17 protein-coding genes are annotated in these 17,263 nt (G+C 70.9%); 8 read left to right on the plus strand and 9 right to left on the minus strand.

Annotated elements, in window-relative coordinates:
- Both FJ694_RS33265 and FJ694_RS33270 read right to left on the minus strand, forming a co-directional pair.
- On the minus strand, window positions 1-160 hold a 160-nt coding region (locus FJ694_RS33265), incomplete at its 3' end, for an ABC transporter permease subunit (protein WP_445661321.1).
- 242 nt (window positions 161-402) lie between these two features.
- On the minus strand, window positions 403-1,746 hold the full coding sequence (locus FJ694_RS33270; RefSeq protein WP_157271819.1) for a replication-associated recombination protein A: 1,344 nt from the start codon (window positions 1,744-1,746) through the stop codon (window positions 403-405).
- Between the two features lie 137 nt (window positions 1,747-1,883).
- Between FJ694_RS33270 and FJ694_RS33275 the strand changes: the two genes are divergently transcribed.
- Window positions 1,884-2,567 carry a response regulator gene (locus FJ694_RS33275; RefSeq protein WP_157271820.1) on the plus strand — a complete coding sequence of 228 codons (684 nt, stop codon included), beginning with the start codon at window positions 1,884-1,886 and terminating at the stop codon, window positions 2,565-2,567.
- Window positions 2,568-2,615: 48 nt separating this feature from the next.
- Window positions 2,616-4,022 (plus strand): sensor histidine kinase, encoded by a 1,407-nt coding sequence (locus tag FJ694_RS33280; RefSeq protein ID WP_157271821.1) that lies wholly within the window; start codon window positions 2,616-2,618, stop codon window positions 4,020-4,022.
- A 15-nt stretch (window positions 4,023-4,037) separates the two neighbouring features.
- Here the strand turns inward: FJ694_RS33280 and lolA are convergent, their stop codons facing one another.
- From lolA to FJ694_RS33300, 3 genes are all read right to left on the minus strand, one after another.
- Window positions 4,038-4,670, minus strand: a complete 633-nt coding sequence (gene lolA / locus FJ694_RS33285) for an outer membrane lipoprotein periplasmic chaperone LolA (protein WP_232540337.1) — start codon at window positions 4,668-4,670, stop codon at window positions 4,038-4,040.
- Window positions 4,667-7,411: a DNA translocase FtsK gene (locus FJ694_RS37465; protein ID WP_232540338.1), complete on the minus strand. Its 2,745-nt coding sequence runs from the start codon at window positions 7,409-7,411 to the stop codon at window positions 4,667-4,669. The genes lolA and FJ694_RS37465 overlap by 4 nt, the downstream gene beginning before the upstream one ends.
- A 129-nt stretch (window positions 7,412-7,540) precedes the next feature.
- On the minus strand, window positions 7,541-8,212 hold the full coding sequence (locus FJ694_RS33300) for a Crp/Fnr family transcriptional regulator (RefSeq protein WP_157271822.1): 672 nt from the start codon (window positions 8,210-8,212) through the stop codon (window positions 7,541-7,543).
- Between the two features lie 214 nt (window positions 8,213-8,426).
- On the opposite strand from FJ694_RS33300, the gene trxB reads away from it, so the two are divergent.
- From trxB to rpmG, 3 genes are all read left to right on the plus strand, one after another.
- Entirely contained in the window at window positions 8,427-9,386 is a 960-nt protein-coding gene (gene trxB / locus FJ694_RS33305) for a thioredoxin-disulfide reductase (RefSeq protein WP_157271823.1), read from the plus strand.
- A 314-nt stretch (window positions 9,387-9,700) separates the two neighbouring features.
- Window positions 9,701-9,934, plus strand: coding sequence for a 50S ribosomal protein L28 (rpmB, locus tag FJ694_RS33310; protein ID WP_028998878.1), 234 nt, complete (start codon window positions 9,701-9,703; stop codon window positions 9,932-9,934).
- Window positions 9,935-9,963: 29 nt separating this feature from the next.
- Complete coding sequence (rpmG, locus tag FJ694_RS33315) at window positions 9,964-10,134, plus strand: 50S ribosomal protein L33 (RefSeq protein ID WP_028998879.1); 171 nt, start codon at window positions 9,964-9,966, stop codon at window positions 10,132-10,134.
- On the opposite strand, the gene FJ694_RS33320 is transcribed toward rpmG, so the two are convergent.
- From FJ694_RS33320 to purN, 4 genes are all read right to left on the minus strand, one after another.
- Window positions 10,121-10,303: a hypothetical protein gene (locus tag FJ694_RS33320; RefSeq protein WP_157271824.1), complete on the minus strand. Its 183-nt coding sequence runs from the start codon at window positions 10,301-10,303 to the stop codon at window positions 10,121-10,123. The two genes, rpmG and FJ694_RS33320, sit on opposite strands and share 14 nt — an antisense overlap.
- 105 nt (window positions 10,304-10,408) lie before the next feature.
- Window positions 10,409-11,632, minus strand: coding sequence for a DesA family fatty acid desaturase (locus FJ694_RS33325; RefSeq protein ID WP_157271825.1), 1,224 nt, complete (start codon window positions 11,630-11,632; stop codon window positions 10,409-10,411).
- Window positions 11,633-11,841: 209 nt separating this feature from the next.
- Window positions 11,842-13,101, minus strand: a complete 1,260-nt coding sequence (locus tag FJ694_RS33330) for an RsmB/NOP family class I SAM-dependent RNA methyltransferase (RefSeq protein ID WP_157271826.1) — start codon at window positions 13,099-13,101, stop codon at window positions 11,842-11,844.
- Window positions 13,102-13,171: 70 nt separating this feature from the next.
- Window positions 13,172-13,798: a phosphoribosylglycinamide formyltransferase gene (gene purN / locus FJ694_RS33335; RefSeq protein ID WP_157271827.1), complete on the minus strand. Its 627-nt coding sequence runs from the start codon at window positions 13,796-13,798 to the stop codon at window positions 13,172-13,174.
- A 74-nt stretch (window positions 13,799-13,872) separates the two neighbouring features.
- On the opposite strand from purN, the gene FJ694_RS33340 reads away from it, so the two are divergent.
- The 3 genes from FJ694_RS33340 to FJ694_RS33350 are packed head-to-tail and all read left to right on the plus strand — an operon-like array spanning window position 13,873 to window position 17,036.
- Window positions 13,873-15,186 (plus strand): tryptophan--tRNA ligase, encoded by a 1,314-nt coding sequence (locus FJ694_RS33340; protein ID WP_157271828.1) that lies wholly within the window; start codon window positions 13,873-13,875, stop codon window positions 15,184-15,186.
- Window positions 15,187-15,208: 22 nt separating this feature from the next.
- On the plus strand, window positions 15,209-15,643 hold the full coding sequence (locus tag FJ694_RS33345) for a DUF3717 domain-containing protein (protein ID WP_157271829.1): 435 nt from the start codon (window positions 15,209-15,211) through the stop codon (window positions 15,641-15,643).
- A 4-nt stretch (window positions 15,644-15,647) separates the two neighbouring features.
- Window positions 15,648-17,036: an MATE family efflux transporter gene (locus tag FJ694_RS33350; protein WP_232540339.1), complete on the plus strand. Its 1,389-nt coding sequence runs from the start codon at window positions 15,648-15,650 to the stop codon at window positions 17,034-17,036.
- Window positions 17,037-17,263 lie beyond the last annotated feature (227 nt).

The following is a 17,263-nucleotide window of genomic DNA, read 5'->3' on the forward strand; positions in this document are numbered from 1 at the left end:
CCACGGTCCAGCTGACCAGCGCGCCCACCATCAGCACCTCGCCGTGGGCGAAGTTGATGAGGTTGATGATGCCGTAGACCATCGTGTAGCCCAGTGCCACGAGCGCGTACATGCTGCCCAGCACCAGGCCGTTGATGACCTGCTGAAGAAATATGTCCATCCGAGGGATCTCCTGCTGCTTCCTGCCGGCGCATGGCTTGCGCCTTCTTTCGGCTCGTCGTGGGTATCGCGGCCCGGCGGGGGATACGCACGGGCCATGCCGGCTTCGCGGTGAACGCTGCCGGCAGCCGAAAAACGGCGGATTGTAGGTGCGCGCGGCAAGCCCTCCGCTGAGGGGTTGCCCGCGCGCCGCAGGTCAAGTGCGGAAAACTTCGTTTACATCAAGCTGGATGCAATCAGCGCCTAACGGTCGTCTTCTTCGCGCGCGGCGGCATCCAGGCGCCGCAATTCCGCCAGCTTCTCGCCGATCCTGATTTCCAGCCCGCGTGCCACGGGCTCATAGAAGCGCTCCTCCACCCCGTCGGGCAGGTAGCGCTCGCCGGCGGCATAGGCGCCGGCCTCGTCGTGCGCGTAGCGGTAGCCGCGCCCGTGGTCGAGCTGCTTCATGAGCGCAGTGGGTGCATTGCGCAGGTGCAGCGGCACCGGGCGGGTGCCGTCGCGCTTCACGAAGGCGCGCACCGCGCCCCAGGCCTTGTAGACGGCGTTGGACTTCGGCGCCACGGCCAGGTAGATGGCGGCCTCGGCCAGCGCCAGCTCGCCTTCGGGCGAGCCCAGCCGCTCGTAGGTCTCGGCCGCGTCCAGCGCCAGGCGCAGCGCGCGCGGGTCGGCCAGGCCGATGTCCTCGGCGGCCATGCGCACCAGGCGCCGCGACACGTAGCGCGCGTCCACCCCGCCGTCGAGCATGCGCGCCAGCCAGTACAGCGCGGCGTCGGGGTTGGAGCCGCGCACCGACTTGTGCAGCGCCGAGATGGCATCGAAGAACTGGTCGCCGCCCTTGTCGTAGCGGCGCAGCTGCTCGCCCAGCGTGCGCTCCAGCAGCGGCTCGTCGAGCTCGGCCGCGTCGCCGGCCAGCGCCACGAGGTTGTCGAAGGCATTGAGCAGCCGGCGCGCGTCGCCGTCGGCGTAGCCGATGAGCCGCGCCTGCGCCGCCTCGCTCATCGGCGGCGCCTGCAGCGCCACGCGGGCGCGCTCGATGAGCGTGCGCATGTCGTCGTCGTCCAGCGACTTGAGCACATGCACCGTGGCGCGCGACAGCAGCGCGGCGTTGACCTCGAAACTGGGGTTCTCGGTGGTCGCGCCGATGAAGGTGAACAGGCCTGACTCGACGTGCGGCAGGAAGGCGTCCTGCTGGGCCTTGTTGAAGCGGTGCACCTCGTCGACGAACACCACCGCGGCGCGGCCCCGGGCCTGCGCGGCGCGGGCGCGCTCGACCGCGTCGCGGATCTCCTTGACCCCGCCCAGCACCGCCGAGATGACGATGAACTCCGCGTCGAAGGCCTGCGCCATCAGCCGCGCCAGCGTGGTCTTGCCCACGCCCGGCGGCCCCCACAGGATCATCGAGTGCAGCCGCCCGGTCTCGAAGGCGCGGCGCAGCGGTTTGCCGGGGCCCAGCAGGTGCTGCTGGCCGATGACTTCATCGAGGCTGTGCGGACGCAACCGCTCGGCCAGCGGCACGGCCGCCGCCGGCCCGTCCGGTGGGGCAGACCCGGCGGATGGTCCGCCAAACAGGCTTTCCTGGGCATTCATGCATGGATTGTCTCAGCCGGCCCCCGAGCGCGTTCCGCGTGACACCTTGCGCGCCGCAGTGACCTGCATGGCCCTCCACGGGCAGCAATCCTCGCCGGCCACGCTAGGCTGTCGGGCTGCCTTCTGCCGTGCCTGCCATGCGCCTGCTGCTGATCGAAGACGACCCCGTGATTGCCCATGAGCTCTCGCTGCGCTGGCGCGCGCGCGACTGGGCCGTGCTGCACTGCGCCTCGCTGGCACAGGCCGACGTGGCGCTGGCCGACGGCGGCTACGACCTCGTGGTGCTGGACCGCGGCCTGCCCGACGGCGACGGCCTGGACTGGCTGCTGCGCGTGCGCGAGCGCGACCGCCTCACGCCCGTGCTGGTGCTCACCGCGCGCGACCGCGTCGCCGACCGCGTGCAGGGGCTGCAGGCCGGCGCTGACGACTACCTCGTCAAGCCCTTCGCGGCCGAGGAGCTCGACGCGCGCGTGGAGGTGCTCACGCGCCGCGGCGCGGCCGCGCGCGGCGAGCTGCTGCAATACGGCAAGCTGCACTGGTTCGGCCGCGAAGGCCGGGTGCTGGTGGACGGGCGGCAGCTGGAGCTGTCGCCGCGCGAGTTCGAGGTGCTGGGACTGCTGGTGCGGCGCGCGCCGCACGTCGTGCCCAAGCGCGTGCTGATCGACGCGCTGGCCGAGCGCAACCTGGAAGTCGGCGACAGCGCCGCGGAGGTGTACGTGTCGCGGCTGCGCCGCCGCCTGGCCGGCTCGGGCACCGGCATCCAGACCGTGCGCGGCTTCGGCTACCGGCTGGTGCTCGACGACACCGCGGCACAGGCCTGAACGCGCACGTTTGCCGGACCGAACCCGGACTGATCCCGGAGTGACGCCATGCCGAACGCCGGCGGACGCCTGCTGCTCAAGCGCGAGCTGCTGCTGCGGCTGATGCTGCCGCTGCTGGCCATCGTGGCCGCCACCGGCATGGTGGGCAACTTCGTGGCGCAGAAATTCACCGACCGCGTCTACGACCGCTGGCTGCTGGACGTGGCGCACTCGCTGGCGAGCCAGGTGCACTTCGACGCCGGGGGGCGCGCGGTGCTGGAGCTGCTGCCCGGCGTCGAGGCCTTCCTGGGCTACGACGAGCTCGACCGCACCGCCTATGCCGTGGAGCAGGACGGGCGCCACGTCGGCGGCCACCTGGGCGTGCCGCTGCAGGGTGCGCGCGAGCGCGTGTACGACCACGGCCGGGCTTTTGACGCGCTGCTCGATGGCCAGTCCGCCAGCGTGGCACGCGTGGAAGTCGACAACGGTGCCGGCCACCGCGCCGTCGTGGTGGTGGGCGAGACGCTGCTCAAGCGCCAGCGCACGCACAAGAACATCGTGCTGATGCTCACGCCCGCGGCGCTGCTGGCGGGCGTGGCCGCGGCGCTGTCCATCATCTGGGGCGTGCGGCGCTCGATCCGGCCGCTGGAGGCCATTGCCGCCGGCTGGAACGAGCGCTCGCATGCCTCGCTGGCCCCCATTCCCGCCGGCGACCTGCCGCATGAGCTCCTGCCCTTCGGCACCGCGCTCAACAACCTGCTGCGCCGCATCCGCGACATGCTCGCGCGCGAGCGCCAGTTCGCCGCCACCGCCGCGCACCAGCTGCGCACGCCGCTGACCGGGCTGCAGCTCGGCCTGGCACGCGCGGCCGAGGCGCCCGACCTGGAGAGCACCCGGCGCGTGCTGCGCGAGCTGGAGGAGAGCACCCAGCGCAGCGCGCGCATGGTGCAGCAGCTGCTGTCGCTGGGCCGGCTCGATCCGGAGCTGCGCGGCGCGCTCGACGGCCAGCCGACCGACCTGGTGGCGCTGGCCGGCGACGTGGGCAGCTCCTTCATCGACCGGGCCTACGACGCGCACATCGAGCTGGAGCTCATCGCGCCGGAGCAGCCGCTGTGGGTCACGGTGCAGCCCGAGCTGATATCGGAGGCGCTGGGCAACCTGATCGACAACGCGCTGCGCTACACCGGCGCGGGCGGCCGGGTGTGGATCGACTTCGAAACCAACCCGCCGGCGCTGCGCGTCAACGACAGCGGCCCCGGCGTGCCCGAAGCGCAGCGCGAGGCGGTGTTCGAACGCTTCGTGCGCGGCGACAGCGCAATCGGGGACGGCAGCGGCCTGGGGCTGGCCATCGTGCGCGACATCGCCGAGCTGCACGGCGCGCACGTGAGCATGGGCGTCTCGGAAGCGGGCGGAGCCTGCGTGACGCTGCGTTTCCCGGCGCCAGCCACCGACCCGGTGGCACGGGCGGCGGCTTGAAGGGCTTCCCGGCGGCTACTCGACCACCGCCACGCCCTTGGGCGGCACGAACCTGAAGCTCTCCGGCGGCACCGCGACGTTGGTGGCCATCTCGCTGAATTCCAGCCGCGAGTGCTGGCCGAAGCTGTCCACGATCTCGATGGCCGCCAGCGCGCGGCCCCTGAAACCCACGCGCAGCGACTGGAACGCGGCTTCCTTGTCGCGCGGCGTGGCCTGCACCCAGTCCAGCCCCTGCGCCGAAGGCAGGTTGGAGAGGTTGAAGTCCTTGTCCAGCGCACCGCCGGCCAGCAGCGCCGCCGGGGTGGAGCCCAGCGCCTGCGCCAGCGGCCGGGCGCTGGCCTGCTGCAGGTCGGCGTCGAAGATCCACACCTTCTGCCCGTCGGCCACGATCAGCTGCTCGTAGGGCTTGCGGTACTCGAAGCGGAAGCGGTTCGGGCGCGCGAACTCGAAGCTGCCGCTGGAGGTCTTCTTCTTCGCGCCGTCCGGCGCCGTGACGGTCTGGGTGAAGGCGGCGCGGCCGGTCCTGGCCTCGCGCACGAAGTCGCGCAGCGACTCCACCGCGTCGGCCCGCGCCGCGCCGGCCGTCGCCAGCAGCAGCGCCGCCGCGGCCAGGGCACGCACGCCGCGCCCGCTCATGTGCTTGTTCATACCTCTTCGCGCTTCGGAACGATGATGTCCCGGTTCCCGTTGGTGGCCATGGCCGATACGAGCCCGGACTTCTCCATTTGTTCCAGCAGCCGCGCGGCGCGGTTGTAGCCGATGCGCAAGTGGCGCTGCACCAGCGAGATCGAGGCGCGCTTGTGCTGCAGCACGATGGCCACGGCCTGGTCGTACATCGGGTCGGACTCGCCGTCGGACTCCACGCTGGCGCCGATGCTGGTGACGCCGTTGCCGCCGTCGCTCTCCAGCACGCCGCCTTCGAGGATGCCCTCGATGTAGTTGGGCTCGCCCTGCTGCTTGAGGTAGTCGACCACGCGGTGCACTTCGTCGTCGGAGACGAAGGCGCCGTGCACGCGCACCGGGATGCCGCCGCCGGGCGTGAGGTAGAGCATGTCGCCCTGCCCCAGCAGCGCCTCGGCGCCCATCTGGTCGAGGATGGTGCGCGAGTCGATCTTGGAGCTGACCTGGAACGACAGCCGCGTCGGGATGTTGGCCTTGATCAGGCCCGTGATCACGTCCACGCTGGGCCGCTGCGTGGCCAGCACCAGGTGGATGCCCGCGGCGCGTGCCTTCTGCGCCAGCCGGGCGATCAATTCCTCGATCTTCTTGCCCACCACCATCATCAGGTCGGCGAGCTCGTCGATGACGACCACCACGAACGGCAGCCGCTCCAGCGGCTCGGGCTCCTCCGGCGTGAGGCTGAAGGGATTCGGGATCGACTCCTCGCGCTCGGCGGCCTCGTCGATCTTCTTGTTGTAGCCGGCGAGGTTGCGCACGCCCATCTTGGACATGAGCTTGTAGCGCCGCTCCATCTCGGCCACGCACCAGTTGAGCGCGTTGCCGGCCTGCTTCATGTCCGTCACCACCGGGCACAGCAGGTGCGGAATGCCCTCGTAGACGCTCATCTCCAGCATCTTCGGGTCGATGAGGATGAGGCGCACCTCGTCGGCCTCGGCCTTGTAGAGCAGCGACAGGATCATGGCGTTGATGCCCACCGACTTGCCCGAGCCGGTGGTGCCGGCCACCAGGCAGTGCGGCATCTTGGCCAGGTCGGCCACGACCGGCGCGCCCACGATGTCCTTGCCCAGGCCGATGGTCAGCAGCGAGCCGGCCTCGCGGTAGGCGCGCGAGTCCAGGATCTCGGTCAGGCGGATCATCTGGCGCCGCGCGTTGGGCAGCTCCAGCGCCATGGTGGTGCGCCCGGGGATGGTCTCCACCACGCGGATGCTCACCAGGCTCAGCGAGCGCGACAGGTCCTTGGCCAGGTTGACGATCTGCGAGCCCTTCACGCCGGTGGCTGGCTCGATCTCGTAGCGCGTGATCACGGGCCCGGGCGAGGCCGCCACCACGCGCACCTCGACGCCGAAGTCCTTGAGCTTCTTCTCGATCAGGCGCGAGGTCATCTCCAGCGTCTCGGCCGAGACGCTCTCGCGCTGCGCCGGCGCGGCGTCGAGCAGGTCCACTTCCGGCAGCGTGGTGTCGCCGACGGGGGCGCGCGGCATCGGCGGCACGACCGCCGGGGCGGCGGTCCTGGCCGGCGCCTTGGCGGCCGGAGCCGCGGGCGCCATGGGCGCCATGGGCGCCACGGGCGCCGCCGGTGCGGCCGGCTTCGGCGCCGCGGCGGCGGGCGCAGGCATGGGCGCGGGTGCGGCCACTTCCTCGTCGTCGCCCAGGTCGATGAAGGGCTCCGGGTCGGTGCCGGGACGGGCATCGCCGTCCTCGGCCCAGGGCGGCTCGGCGGCCGGGGCCACGGTCGGCGCCGGGGCCGGCTCGGGCCGCGGCTTCAGCTCGGTGAAGGGCACGTCCACCACCAGCGGGTCGGCCGCCGCGGCGCCGGGGGCGGCATCGTCGTCGGGCGCCAGCACCGGCTCCACGGGCTGCGCCGCCGGCTTGGGCACGGGGCGGCGGCGCGGCGGACGCGGCGGCGGCGCCTCGGCGGCGGGCTCGTCCTCGTGCAGCGGATCGATGCGGATCGAGTGCGGCTCCTGGCCCTGGCGCTCGGCCAGCTCCTCGCGCTGGCGCTCGCGCTGCGCCTGGCGGCCGGCATGGCGGTCGGCCACGCCCTCCACGACCTGGCGCAACGCCTGCGCCACGCCTTCGACGGCGGCGCCGATGCGGTCGGCAAGTCCGACCCAGGAAAAGCGCAGCGACAGCGACAGGCCCAGCACCAGTGCCACGATCCAGCCCACGCCCGAGCCGGCGAAGCCCAGCCACTTCAGGCTCCAGGGGCCCAGCAGGTAGCCCAGCACGCCGCCGGCATGGCCGGGCAGCCCGTCCTCCCAGCGGTACAGCCGCGTCCACTCCAGCGCGCAGCTGGCCGACATCAGCAACACCACGCCGGCGCAGAAGGCCAGGCGTCGCGGCGGCGGGCCGCCCTCGCCACGCAGCAGCCGCGCCAGCGTGCCCAGCCACAGCCGCAGGCCGATCACCGGCAGCCACCACACCGACCAGCCAAAGAGGAACAGCCCCAGGTCCGCCCCCCACGCGCCCAGCAGGCCGACCTGGTTGTTCACCAGCGGCCGGCCGTCGCCGGAAGTGGAGAAGCCAGGGTCGGCGCCGTCGTGCGTGATCAGCGCCAGTAGCGCCAGCAGCCAGAAGATGGCGCCGCCCATGAGCCACAGTTGCGTGCGCCAGCGCGGCGGCGCGGGCGGCGTGGGCTCGGTGGCGCCGCCGGGACGGCGCCGGTAAGTGGTGGGGGACTCGGTCAGGGAACCCAGCGGAAAGCTCATCCCCGAATTGTGGCCCGGCCGCCGTGGCCGGCCGCCTCGTTCACCAGCGGATACCTGCGCGGCGTGACGCAGAGGGCGCGCGGTGCCGGCGCAAGGCCGCGCCGCGCGCACCGCCGCAAGAGGCTTCGATCAGTCGGCCAGCAGCCGGTCCTTGAGCACGACGGCGCCGCTTTCCTGCGTCTCGATCATGCCGCGCTCCTCCAGGTCCTTCATGACGCGGCTGACCATCTCGCGCGAGGCGCCCACGACCTTGGCCATGTCCTGGCGCGAGACCTTGCCGCGGATGACCTTCACTCCGTTGTCGTCCTCGGCCATGTCCAGCAGCGTGCGCGCCACGCGCCCGTACACGTCCAGCAGCGCCAGCGACTCGATCTGGCGGTCGGCGTTGCGCAGCCGCGCCACCAGGCCGCGCAGGATGGCGTAGGCCAGGCTCGACCCTTCGGGCAGGCAGCGCGCGAATTCCGGGCGATTCAGGATCAGCATGTCCGTCTGCACCTCGGCGCGCACGGTGGCGGAATGAGGCTCACCGTCGATGAGGCTCATCTCGCCCACGTAGTCCCCGGACTGCAGCACGGCCAGGATCACCTCGCGCCCGCGCGAGTCGGCCGTGAGCACGCGCGCGCGGCCATTGAGCAGGATGAACAGCGCATTGCTCTTGCGGCCCTGCTCCACCACCAGCTCGCCGCGCCGGAAGCGGCGCTTGACGACGCTGTCGGCAATGGTCTGCGCCTGCTCGGTGGTCAGCAGCGAGAACAGCGGCACCCGACGGATCAGGTCCAGGTTCGACAGCAGCAGCGACATCGGCATCCTTTCGAGAAATCGGCGCAGCGCACACACGAGCCGCGCGCCATGGGAGTGAGGCCACAGCCTCCGGAACCCCGCCCCGGGGTTTCCGACTGTGTCCATCGGCTATTGTGGCGTTTGACAAGTCCAAATATCGAGGGCCGCGCGCCATGTCAGACTCCCCGCCCGGGCGGTCCGACGCGCCGCACCCGACTCCAAATAACCCGACACCATGAATGACAGCACCCTTCATGCCCAGGTCCTGATCCTGGGTTCCGGCCCTGCCGGCTACACCGCCGCCATTTACGCCGCCCGCGCCAACCTCAAGCCCGTGCTGGTCACCGGCATGGCCCAGGGCGGCCAGCTCATGACCACCACCGAGGTTGACAACTGGCCCGCGGACGTCATGGGGGTGATGGGTCCGGACCTGATGCAGCGCTTCCAGCAGCATGCCGAGCGCTTCAACACGCAGATCGTGTTCGATCACATCAACGCCGTGGACTTCAGCCGCCGCCCGTTCACGCTCAAGGGCGACTCGGGCGTCTACACCTGCGACACGCTCGTCATCGCCACCGGCGCCAGCGCCAAGTACCTGGGCCTGCCCAGCGAGGAAGCCTTCATGGGCCGCGGCGTCTCGGGCTGCGCCACCTGCGACGGCTTCTTCTACCGCGACCAGGAGGCCTGCGTGATCGGCGGCGGCAACACGGCGGTGGAGGATGCGCTCTACCTCTCCAACATCGCCGCCAAGGTGCACCTGATCCACCGCCGCGACAAGTTCCGCGCCGAGCCGATCCTGGTGGACAAGGTCATGGAGAAGGTGGCCGCCGGCAAGATCGAGCTGCACCTGTGGCACACGCTGGAGGAAGTGCTGGGCGACCAGACCGGTGTCACCGGCGTGCGGCTGCGCAACGTGCAGGACGGCTCCGCTCGCGAGCTGCAACTGCAGGGCGTGTTCATCGCCGTGGGCCACTCGCCCAACACGCAGATCTTCGAGGGCCAGCTGGAGATGAAGGACGGTTACATCCTCACCCGCAGCGGCTCCGAGGGCTTCGCCACCATGACCAGCGTGCCCGGCGTCTTCGCCGCCGGCGACGTGCAGGACCATGTCTACCGCCAGGCCATCACCAGCGCCGGCACCGGCTGCATGGCGGCGCTGGACGCGCAGCGTTTCCTGGAGCAGCAGTCGAGCTGATTGGCGCTGAAGTCCGCAGCGCCGAAGGCGCCGCGGCAGAGTCCACGGCCGTGCGTGCGGCTTATTGCCGACGCTCCCGCACGGCCAAGACCGCGCAGCACTGCCCGACCCCGGCCGTTTGTGGCTATAATCGCCGTCTTTGCCGAGAAGTGGCCTGTACTGCGTTCCCAGGATTTTTCTTGCGGGACGCTGGCGTGGGCCCTCGAAGGGTGTGCATCAGGGGAGCCGGCGCCTTGCCGAGCTAGCGGCCGGAGCGGTTGGCTGTCCTGCGCTGTGCACCGCTCCCGAAATCCGAGAGAAAGTGGAGAAGCGTCATGGCACGCGTCTGTCAAGTCACGGGCAAGCGCCCGATGGTGGGGAACAACGTCTCCCACGCCAACAACAAAACCAAGCGTCGCTTCCTGCCGAACCTGCAGTACCGCCGCTTCTGGATGGAGAGCGAGAACCGCTTCATCCGTCTGCGCGTGTCCAACGCCGCGCTGCGCCTGATCGACAAGGTCGGCATCGACCAGGTCGTCGCCGACCTGCGCGCCAAGGGCGAGCTGTAATCAGCCGCCGCAACCACTAGGAGCACATCATGGCCACCAAAGGCGGACGCGAGAAGATCAAGCTGGAATCGACGGCCGGCACCGGTCACTTCTACACGACCAACAAGAACAAGAAGACGACGCCCGAAAAGCTCGAATTCATGAAGTTCGACCCCAAGGCGCGCAAGCATGTCCTGTACAAGGAAATCAAGCTGAAGTGACCTGACCCCAGGTTCCCAGCGCCCAAAGAAAAGCCCGCAGCAGCGGGCTTTTTTCATTGGCCACGCGAAAAGCAATGCCGCCGCAACGGCAGGCCCTGCCGCCCTGCCCTGCTGCAACCGGATGCCCCAGACCTTTGAACGCCGAACAGGGCGCCGGCATGCGGGACATGCCCGCCCGCTCTCCAACGCCCTTCCCCTTGCGCTGCGCCCATGAAAAAGCCCGCCGAAGCGGGCTTTGCCATGCGTGTCCGCAGACACGCAGGAAGAGCAGCGATCAGGCGTGCGCGGCGCGCAGCTTGCGGGAGAAATCCTGCAGCGCGGCGATGCCACTTTCCTCGGCACGGCGGCACCAGGCCTGCAGGTCCAGCACCAGCTGCTCGGCCGAGACGTTGGTGCGCGTCCAGAGCTGGCGCAGCTCCTCGCGCATCGCCACCAGCTTGGCCAGCGCCGGACTGTCCGCCACCGCGCGCTGCATTTGCACCTTCACGGCGCTGGGGATCTTGTCCTCGTCGCGGTGCAGCCAGCGCTTGGCCAGGCGCAGCTCGGTCCACTTGGCGGTGTTCTGCGCGCCCTGGGCCTTCAGGTGCTCCAGCTCGGCGGCACAGGCGCGCTTGAGCTCCTGGGCGTAGCGGGCCATGACCTCGTAGCGGTTGGCGATCACGGCTTCCAGCGTCTTGCCGTCGGCCACGGGCTTGATGGCGCCCAGCTTGAGCTGCGGCGCGGTCTTGCGCACCTTGGCCAGGCCCACCATTTCCATCGCGCGGATCCATCCCCAGCCGATGTCGAACTCGAAGGGCTTGACCGAGAACTTGGCCGAGGTCGGGTAGGTGTGGTGGTTGTTGTGCAGTTCCTCGCCGCCGATGACGATGCCCCAGGGCGAGACGTTGGTGGAAGCGTCCGGCGCCTCGAAGTTGCGGTAGCCCCAGTAGTGGCCGATGCCGTTGATGATGCCGGCGGCGTTGATGGGGATCCACAGCATCTGGATGGCCCACACCGACAGGCCGATGGCGCCGAAGAGCAGCACGTCGATGATCAGCATCAGCGACACGCCCAGCGCGCTGTAGCGGGTGTAGAGGTTGCGCTCGATCCAGTCGTCCGGCGCGCCGTGGCCGTACTTCTTCATCGTCTCGGCCACCTTGGCCTCGGCGCGGTAGAGCTCGGCGCCCTGCAGCAGCACGGTCTTGATGCCGCGCGTCTGCGGGCTGTGCGGGTCTTCCTCGGTCTCGCACTTGGCGTGGTGCTTGCGGTGGATCGACACCCACTGCTTGGTCACCATGCCGGTGGTCATCCACAGCCAGAAGCGGAAGAAGTGTGCCGGCAGCGGGTGCAGGTCCAGCGCGCGGTGGGCCTGCGAGCGGTGCAGGTAGATGGTCACCGACAGGATCGTCAGGTGCGTCACCACCAGCGTGTACACCAGCACCTGCCACCAGGAGGCCTTGGTCAGGCCATACGCCAGCCAGTGCAACAGCGCATCGCGCACCACCAAAAGTTCGTTCATGTGTCCCAGCCTTGCGCCCGCAGTTCGGGCGGCGTGAATTTTACGGGGGTTGACCCTGATCCTCGACCCAGGAGCCGCGTAAGCCTTGGGTTTGCGTACCACAAATCACACGCGCCTTGACACGGCGGACCCGCAGCCGGGTGCCGGAGCGTGGAATCAGAAGGGCTGGAGCAGGCCCGATGCCCGTGCCGACAGCCCCTGGAGACACCTCAGCGCCGCTGCCAGGCCGCGGCAAAGAAGCCGTCGGTGGCGTGGCGGTGCGGCCACAGGCGCAGGAAGCCCTCGCTGACCAGCGCTTCGGCCTGCGGCACCTGTGCCTGCGCCAGCAGCGCGGCGGCGTCGAGCGGTTCGAAGTCCGGGTGCGCAGCGCTGAACTCGCGCGCGATGTCCTCGTTCTCCGCCGGCAGCAGGCTGCAGGTGGCATAGACCAGCCGCCCGCCGCTCTTGAGCAGCCGCGCCGCGCTGGCCAGGATGGTCGCCTGCTTGGCGCGCAGCTCCTGCACCGCCTGCGGCGACTGGCGCCACTTCAGGTCCGGGTTGCGGCGCAGGGTGCCCAGGCCCGAGCACGGCGCGTCCACCAGCACGCGGTCGATCTTGCCGGACAGCCGCTTCACGCGTTCGTCGCGCTCGTGCGCGAGCTGCGCCGGGTAGACGTTGGACAGCCCGCTGCGCGCCAGCCGCGGCTTGAGCGCATCGAGCCGGCTGCCCGAGACGTCGAAGGCGTAGAGGCGCCCGGTGTTGCGCATGGCCGCGCCCAGCGCCAGCGTCTTGCCGCCGGCGCCGGCACAGAAGTCCACCACCATCTCGCTGCGTTTCGGCGCCAGCAGCAGTGCCAGCAGCTGGCTGCCCTCGTCCTGCACTTCCACGGCGCCGCTGGTGAAGACCTCCAGCCGGTTGAGCGCCGGCTTGCCCTGCACGCGCAGGCCCCAGGGCGAGTACGGCGTGGGCTGCGCCTCGATGCCCGCGGCCTGCAGCGCCGCCAGCGCCTCCTCGCGCTTGGCCTTGAGCAGGTTCACGCGCAGATCCAGCGGCGCGCTGTCGTTGAGCGCGCGCGCCAGCGTCATGAACTCTTCCTCGCCGAGACGCTCGCGCAGCGGCTGCGCGACCCAGTCCGGCAGGTTGTGGCGCAGCTTGTCGGCCAGCGTGGCCGTGTCGATGGTGCGCACCTGCTGCAGCCACTGCTTCTCCGGGGGCGTGAGCGCCACCTGCAGCAGGTTCTCCGCGCCCTGCCAGCCCAGGATCGCCAGCCGGCGCTCCATCGGGCCGGCACCGCTTTGCGCCAGGTGCTGCAGCCGCAGCCGCTGGCGCAGCACGTGGTAGGTGGTCTCCGCCAGGGTGTGGCGCTCGCGCGAGCCGAGCTTGCCTTGGCGGCGGAAGAAGGCCGACACGACGGCGTCGGCGGGCTGGTCGAGTTTCAGGACGGCGCGCAGCAGTTCGGCGCTCAGGTCCAGCAGGGCATTCGGGTGCATATTCCCGCGATTATCCCAGCCGCCTCCCCGGCCGCCCCGGCGCGGGGCTGCTGCGCGGTCCCGCGCGGGATCAGACCAGCAGCTGCGCCGCGCCGCCGACGTGGTGCACGACGCCGCCTTCCACGCGCAGCTGCCCTTCCACGAACCAGCGCACCGCCATCGGATACATCCGGTGCTCCTGGCGCAGCACGCGCCCGGCCAGCGCCGCCTCGTCGTCGCCCGGGAGCACCGGCACGACGGCCTGCGCCACGATCGGGCCGTGATCCAGCTCGGCCGTGACGAAGTGCACGGTGGCGCCGGCGAGCTTGCAGCCGGCCTCGATGGCGCGGCGGTGCGTGTGCAGCCCGGTGAAGGCCGGCAGCAGCGACGGGTGCACGTTGAGCATGCGGCCCTCGTAGTGGCGGGTGAAGTCCGCGCCCAGGATGCGCATGAAGCCGGCGAGCACCAGCAGGTCCGGCGCGAAGGCGTCGATGGCCTCGCGCAGCGCGGCGTCGAAGGCGGCGCGCGTCTCGAAGCGGGTGTGATCCACCACGGCGGTGGCAATGCCGCGCTCGGCGGCCCAGGCCAGGCCGGCGGCTTGCGGGCGGTTGGAGACGACGGCGGCGACGGTGGCGGGCCAGCCCTCGCGGGCACAGGCCTCGGCCACGGCCTGCATGTTGGAGCCGCGGCCCGAGATCAGGATGACGATGCGCTTCATGGGGGCAGCGAGTGTAGCCGCCTCCTTAGAATGGCCGGTTTACCTTCGCACGCCACTTGCCGTCTCCCGCCACCATGACCGAACGCGTTCTCACCGGCATCACCACCACCGGCACGCCGCACCTGGGCAACTACGTCGGCGCCATCCGGCCGGCGATCGCCGCCAGCCGCGCGCCCGGCGTGGAGAGCTTCTTCTTCCTGGCCGACTACCACGCGCTCATCAAGTGCGACGACCCGGCGCGCATCGAGCGCTCGCGCATCGAGATCGCCGCCACCTGGCTCGCCGCCGGGCTGGACACGCAGCGCGTGACCTTCTACCGCCAGAGCGACATTCCCGAGATCACCGAGCTGACCTGGCTGCTGACCTGCGTCACGGCCAAGGGCCAGATGAACCGGGCGCATGCCTACAAGGCCGCCGCCGATGCCAACGCCGCCGCGGGCGAGGACATCGACGCCGGCGTGAGCATGGGCCTGTTCTCCTACCCCATCCTCATGGCCGCCGACATCCTGATGTTCAACGCGCACCGCGTGCCCGTCGGTCGCGACCAGGTGCAGCACATCGAGATGGCGCGCGACGTGGGCCAGCGCTTCAACCACCTCTTCGGCGCCGGGCGCGAGCTGTTCACGCTGCCGCAGGCGGAAGTCGAGGAGGCGGTGGCGACGCTGCCGGGCCTGGACGGCCGCAAGATGTCCAAGAGCTACGACAACACCATCCCGCTGTTCGAAGGCGGCGAGCGGGGGCTGAAGGACGCGGTGGCGCGCATCGTCACCGACTCGCGGCTGCCGGGCGAGCCCAAGGACCCGGAGGGCGCGCACCTGGTCACGATCTACGACGCCTTCGCCGCCGATGACGCCGCGCGCCAGGCCTTCCGCGCCGAGTTGCGCGCCGGCCTGGCCTGGGGCGAGGCCAAGCAGCGGCTGGTCGCGCTGATCGAGGCCGAGATCGGCCCGATGCGCGCGCGCTACGCGGAGCTGATGGCGCACCCGGAGCGCATCGAGGAGGCGCTGCTCGAAGGTGCAAGTAAAGCCCGCGCCGTGGCCACGCCCTTCCTGGCCGAGCTGCGCCACGCCGTGGGCCTGCGCCCGATGGTGGCCGTGGCGGCGCCGGCCGCGCCCAAGGCCGCCGGCCCCAAGGCGGCGCTGCCGGAGTTCAAGCAGTACCGCGAGGACGGCGCCTTCTTCTTCAAGCTCACCGGCGCGCACGGCGCGGTGCTGCTGCAGAGCGGGCCCATGGCCGAGGGGCGCGAGGCCGGGGCCTGGGTCAAGCGGCTCAGGACCGAGGGCGCCGCAGCGCTCGAAGGCGCACCGGTGCGCTGGGAGGCCAGCGCAGAGCGCGCGCAGGTCGAGTCGGCGCTGGCGGCGCTCGTGGCGGCGGCCCAGCAGGCCTGAGCGGTTCCGGCACGGCAGTTCCATGGCCGGAATTCACCTTCAAGACATCGAGGCCGCCATCAACTGGTGGCGCCGCCGCGCGCCCTCGCCCGACGGCGTGCAGGCCTGCGCCGAGGTGCAGGCGCTGGCCGAGGTCTACGCGCTGATGGTCTACGACAAGCGCGAGGAGCAGGACGAGGACGCCATGCCGGCCGAGGCGCTGATGGCCTGGCTCGACTGGTACGCGACCACGCCCGACGCGCCCTGCATCGCCATCTGCTCCACCAGCCAGGGCGACGAGCGCTGCAAGGGCTGCGGGCGCAGCTTCGACGAGGTGCAGCACTGGCCGCGCATGACGCCGGCCGAGAAGCGCGCCACCTGGCACCGCATCACGCGCGAGGGCACGGCCTGGCGCTTCAACCGCTATGCCGAGCGCGCCGGCACGCCGACGCCCTCCAGCGACCCGACGCGGGACTGACACCTTGACGGCCGCCGCCGCGCCCGGCCTGAGGCAGGACCTGCGGCACCTCTTCGCGCTGGCCTGGCCGGTGTTCGTGGGCCAGATCGCGGTGCTGTCCTTCGCCACCATCGACACGCTGCTGCTGGCGCGCCACGACGCGCGCGACCTGGCGGCGCTGGCCGTGGGCTCGGCGGCGTACATCAGCGTCTTCATCGGGCTCATGGGCGTGGTCATCGCCGTCGGGCCGCTGGCGGGCCGGCATTTCGGCGCGCGCGACCTGCCCGGCGCCGGGGCGCAGCTGCAGCAGGGCTTCTGGCTGGCGCTGGGGCTGTCGGTGCCAGGCTGCGTGCTGCTGGCCTTTCCGCAGCCCTTCCTGGCGCTGGCGCAGGCCGCGCCCGAAGTCGCGCAGCGGGTGCGCGGCTACATGGCGGCGCTGGCCTTTGCGCTGCCGGCCGCGCTGGCCTTTGCCGCCTTTCGCGGCTTCAACACCGCGGTGTCGCGGCCCAAGGCGGTGATGGTGCTGCAGGTCGGGGCGCTGCTGCTGAAACTGCCGCTGTCGTGGCTGCTGGTGTTCGGCGCGCCGCGCCTGGGCGTGCCGGCGCTGGGCGTGACCGGCTGCGGCATCGCCACCGCGCTGGTGATGTGGCTGCAGGCGCTGGCCGCGCTGGTGCTGCTGCGGCGCGACTTGTTCTACGTGCCGTTCCGGTTGCGGCGGCTGCAAGCGCCGCATGGCGAATCGATCCGGGCGCTGCTGCGGTTGGGCGTGCCGATGGGCCTGTCCATCGTGGTGGAGGTCACCGGCTTCACCTTCATGGCCTTCTTCATCTCGCGCCTGGGCACGCTGCCGGTGGCCGGCCACCAGATTGCGGCCAACCTGGCCGGGCTGCTCTACATGCTGCCGCTGGCGCTGGGCAACGCCACCGGCACGCTGGTGGCGCAGCGCATCGGCGCCGGCGACCACGCGGGAGCCGGGCGCATCGGCTGGCGCGGCGTGCAGGCGGCCGCGCTGTTCGCGCTGGCCTTCGGGCTGGGGCTGTTCCTGTTGCGGCACGCCATCGTCGGCCTGTACACACACGAGGCCGCGGTGGCCGCCGCCGCGCTGCCGCTGCTGGTGTGCCTGGCGGTGTTCCACCTGGGCGACGCGGTGCAGGCGGTGGTGGCCTCGGTGCTGCGCGCCTGGCACGTGGCGACACTGCCGATGCTCATCTACGCGCTGGCGGTGTGGGTGCTGGGACTGGGCGGCGGCTACCTGCTGGCTTTCGGCGGCTGGCCGGCTCTGGCTGAACCTCAAGGGGCGCGCGGTTTCTGGGTCGCGGCGGCCGTGGGCTTGACCACCGCCGCGGTGGCGCTGGCGCTGTTGCTGCACCGGGTCAACCGGCGGTCAGCGATGCAGAGGGCTGCAGCCCACTGATTACCGGGCTTACTTCCCGGATCAGCGGGACGACGCTCTTTTCGCGACCTGTCCACCGGCGCGCCTGAGTTGCGGCCACGGCTGGCATATTCCAACACCACAAAGCAAAACGCCCCGACCAAATGTTGGTCGGGGCGTTTGCCGGGATATTAGCCTGACGATGTCCTACTTTCACACGGGAATCCGCACTATCATCGGCGCTGAGGTGTTTCACGGTCCTGTTCGGG

The organism is Azohydromonas aeria, from assembly GCF_009760915.1.
Taxonomy (GTDB): Bacteria; Pseudomonadota; Gammaproteobacteria; order Burkholderiales; family Burkholderiaceae_C; genus Azohydromonas; species Azohydromonas aeria.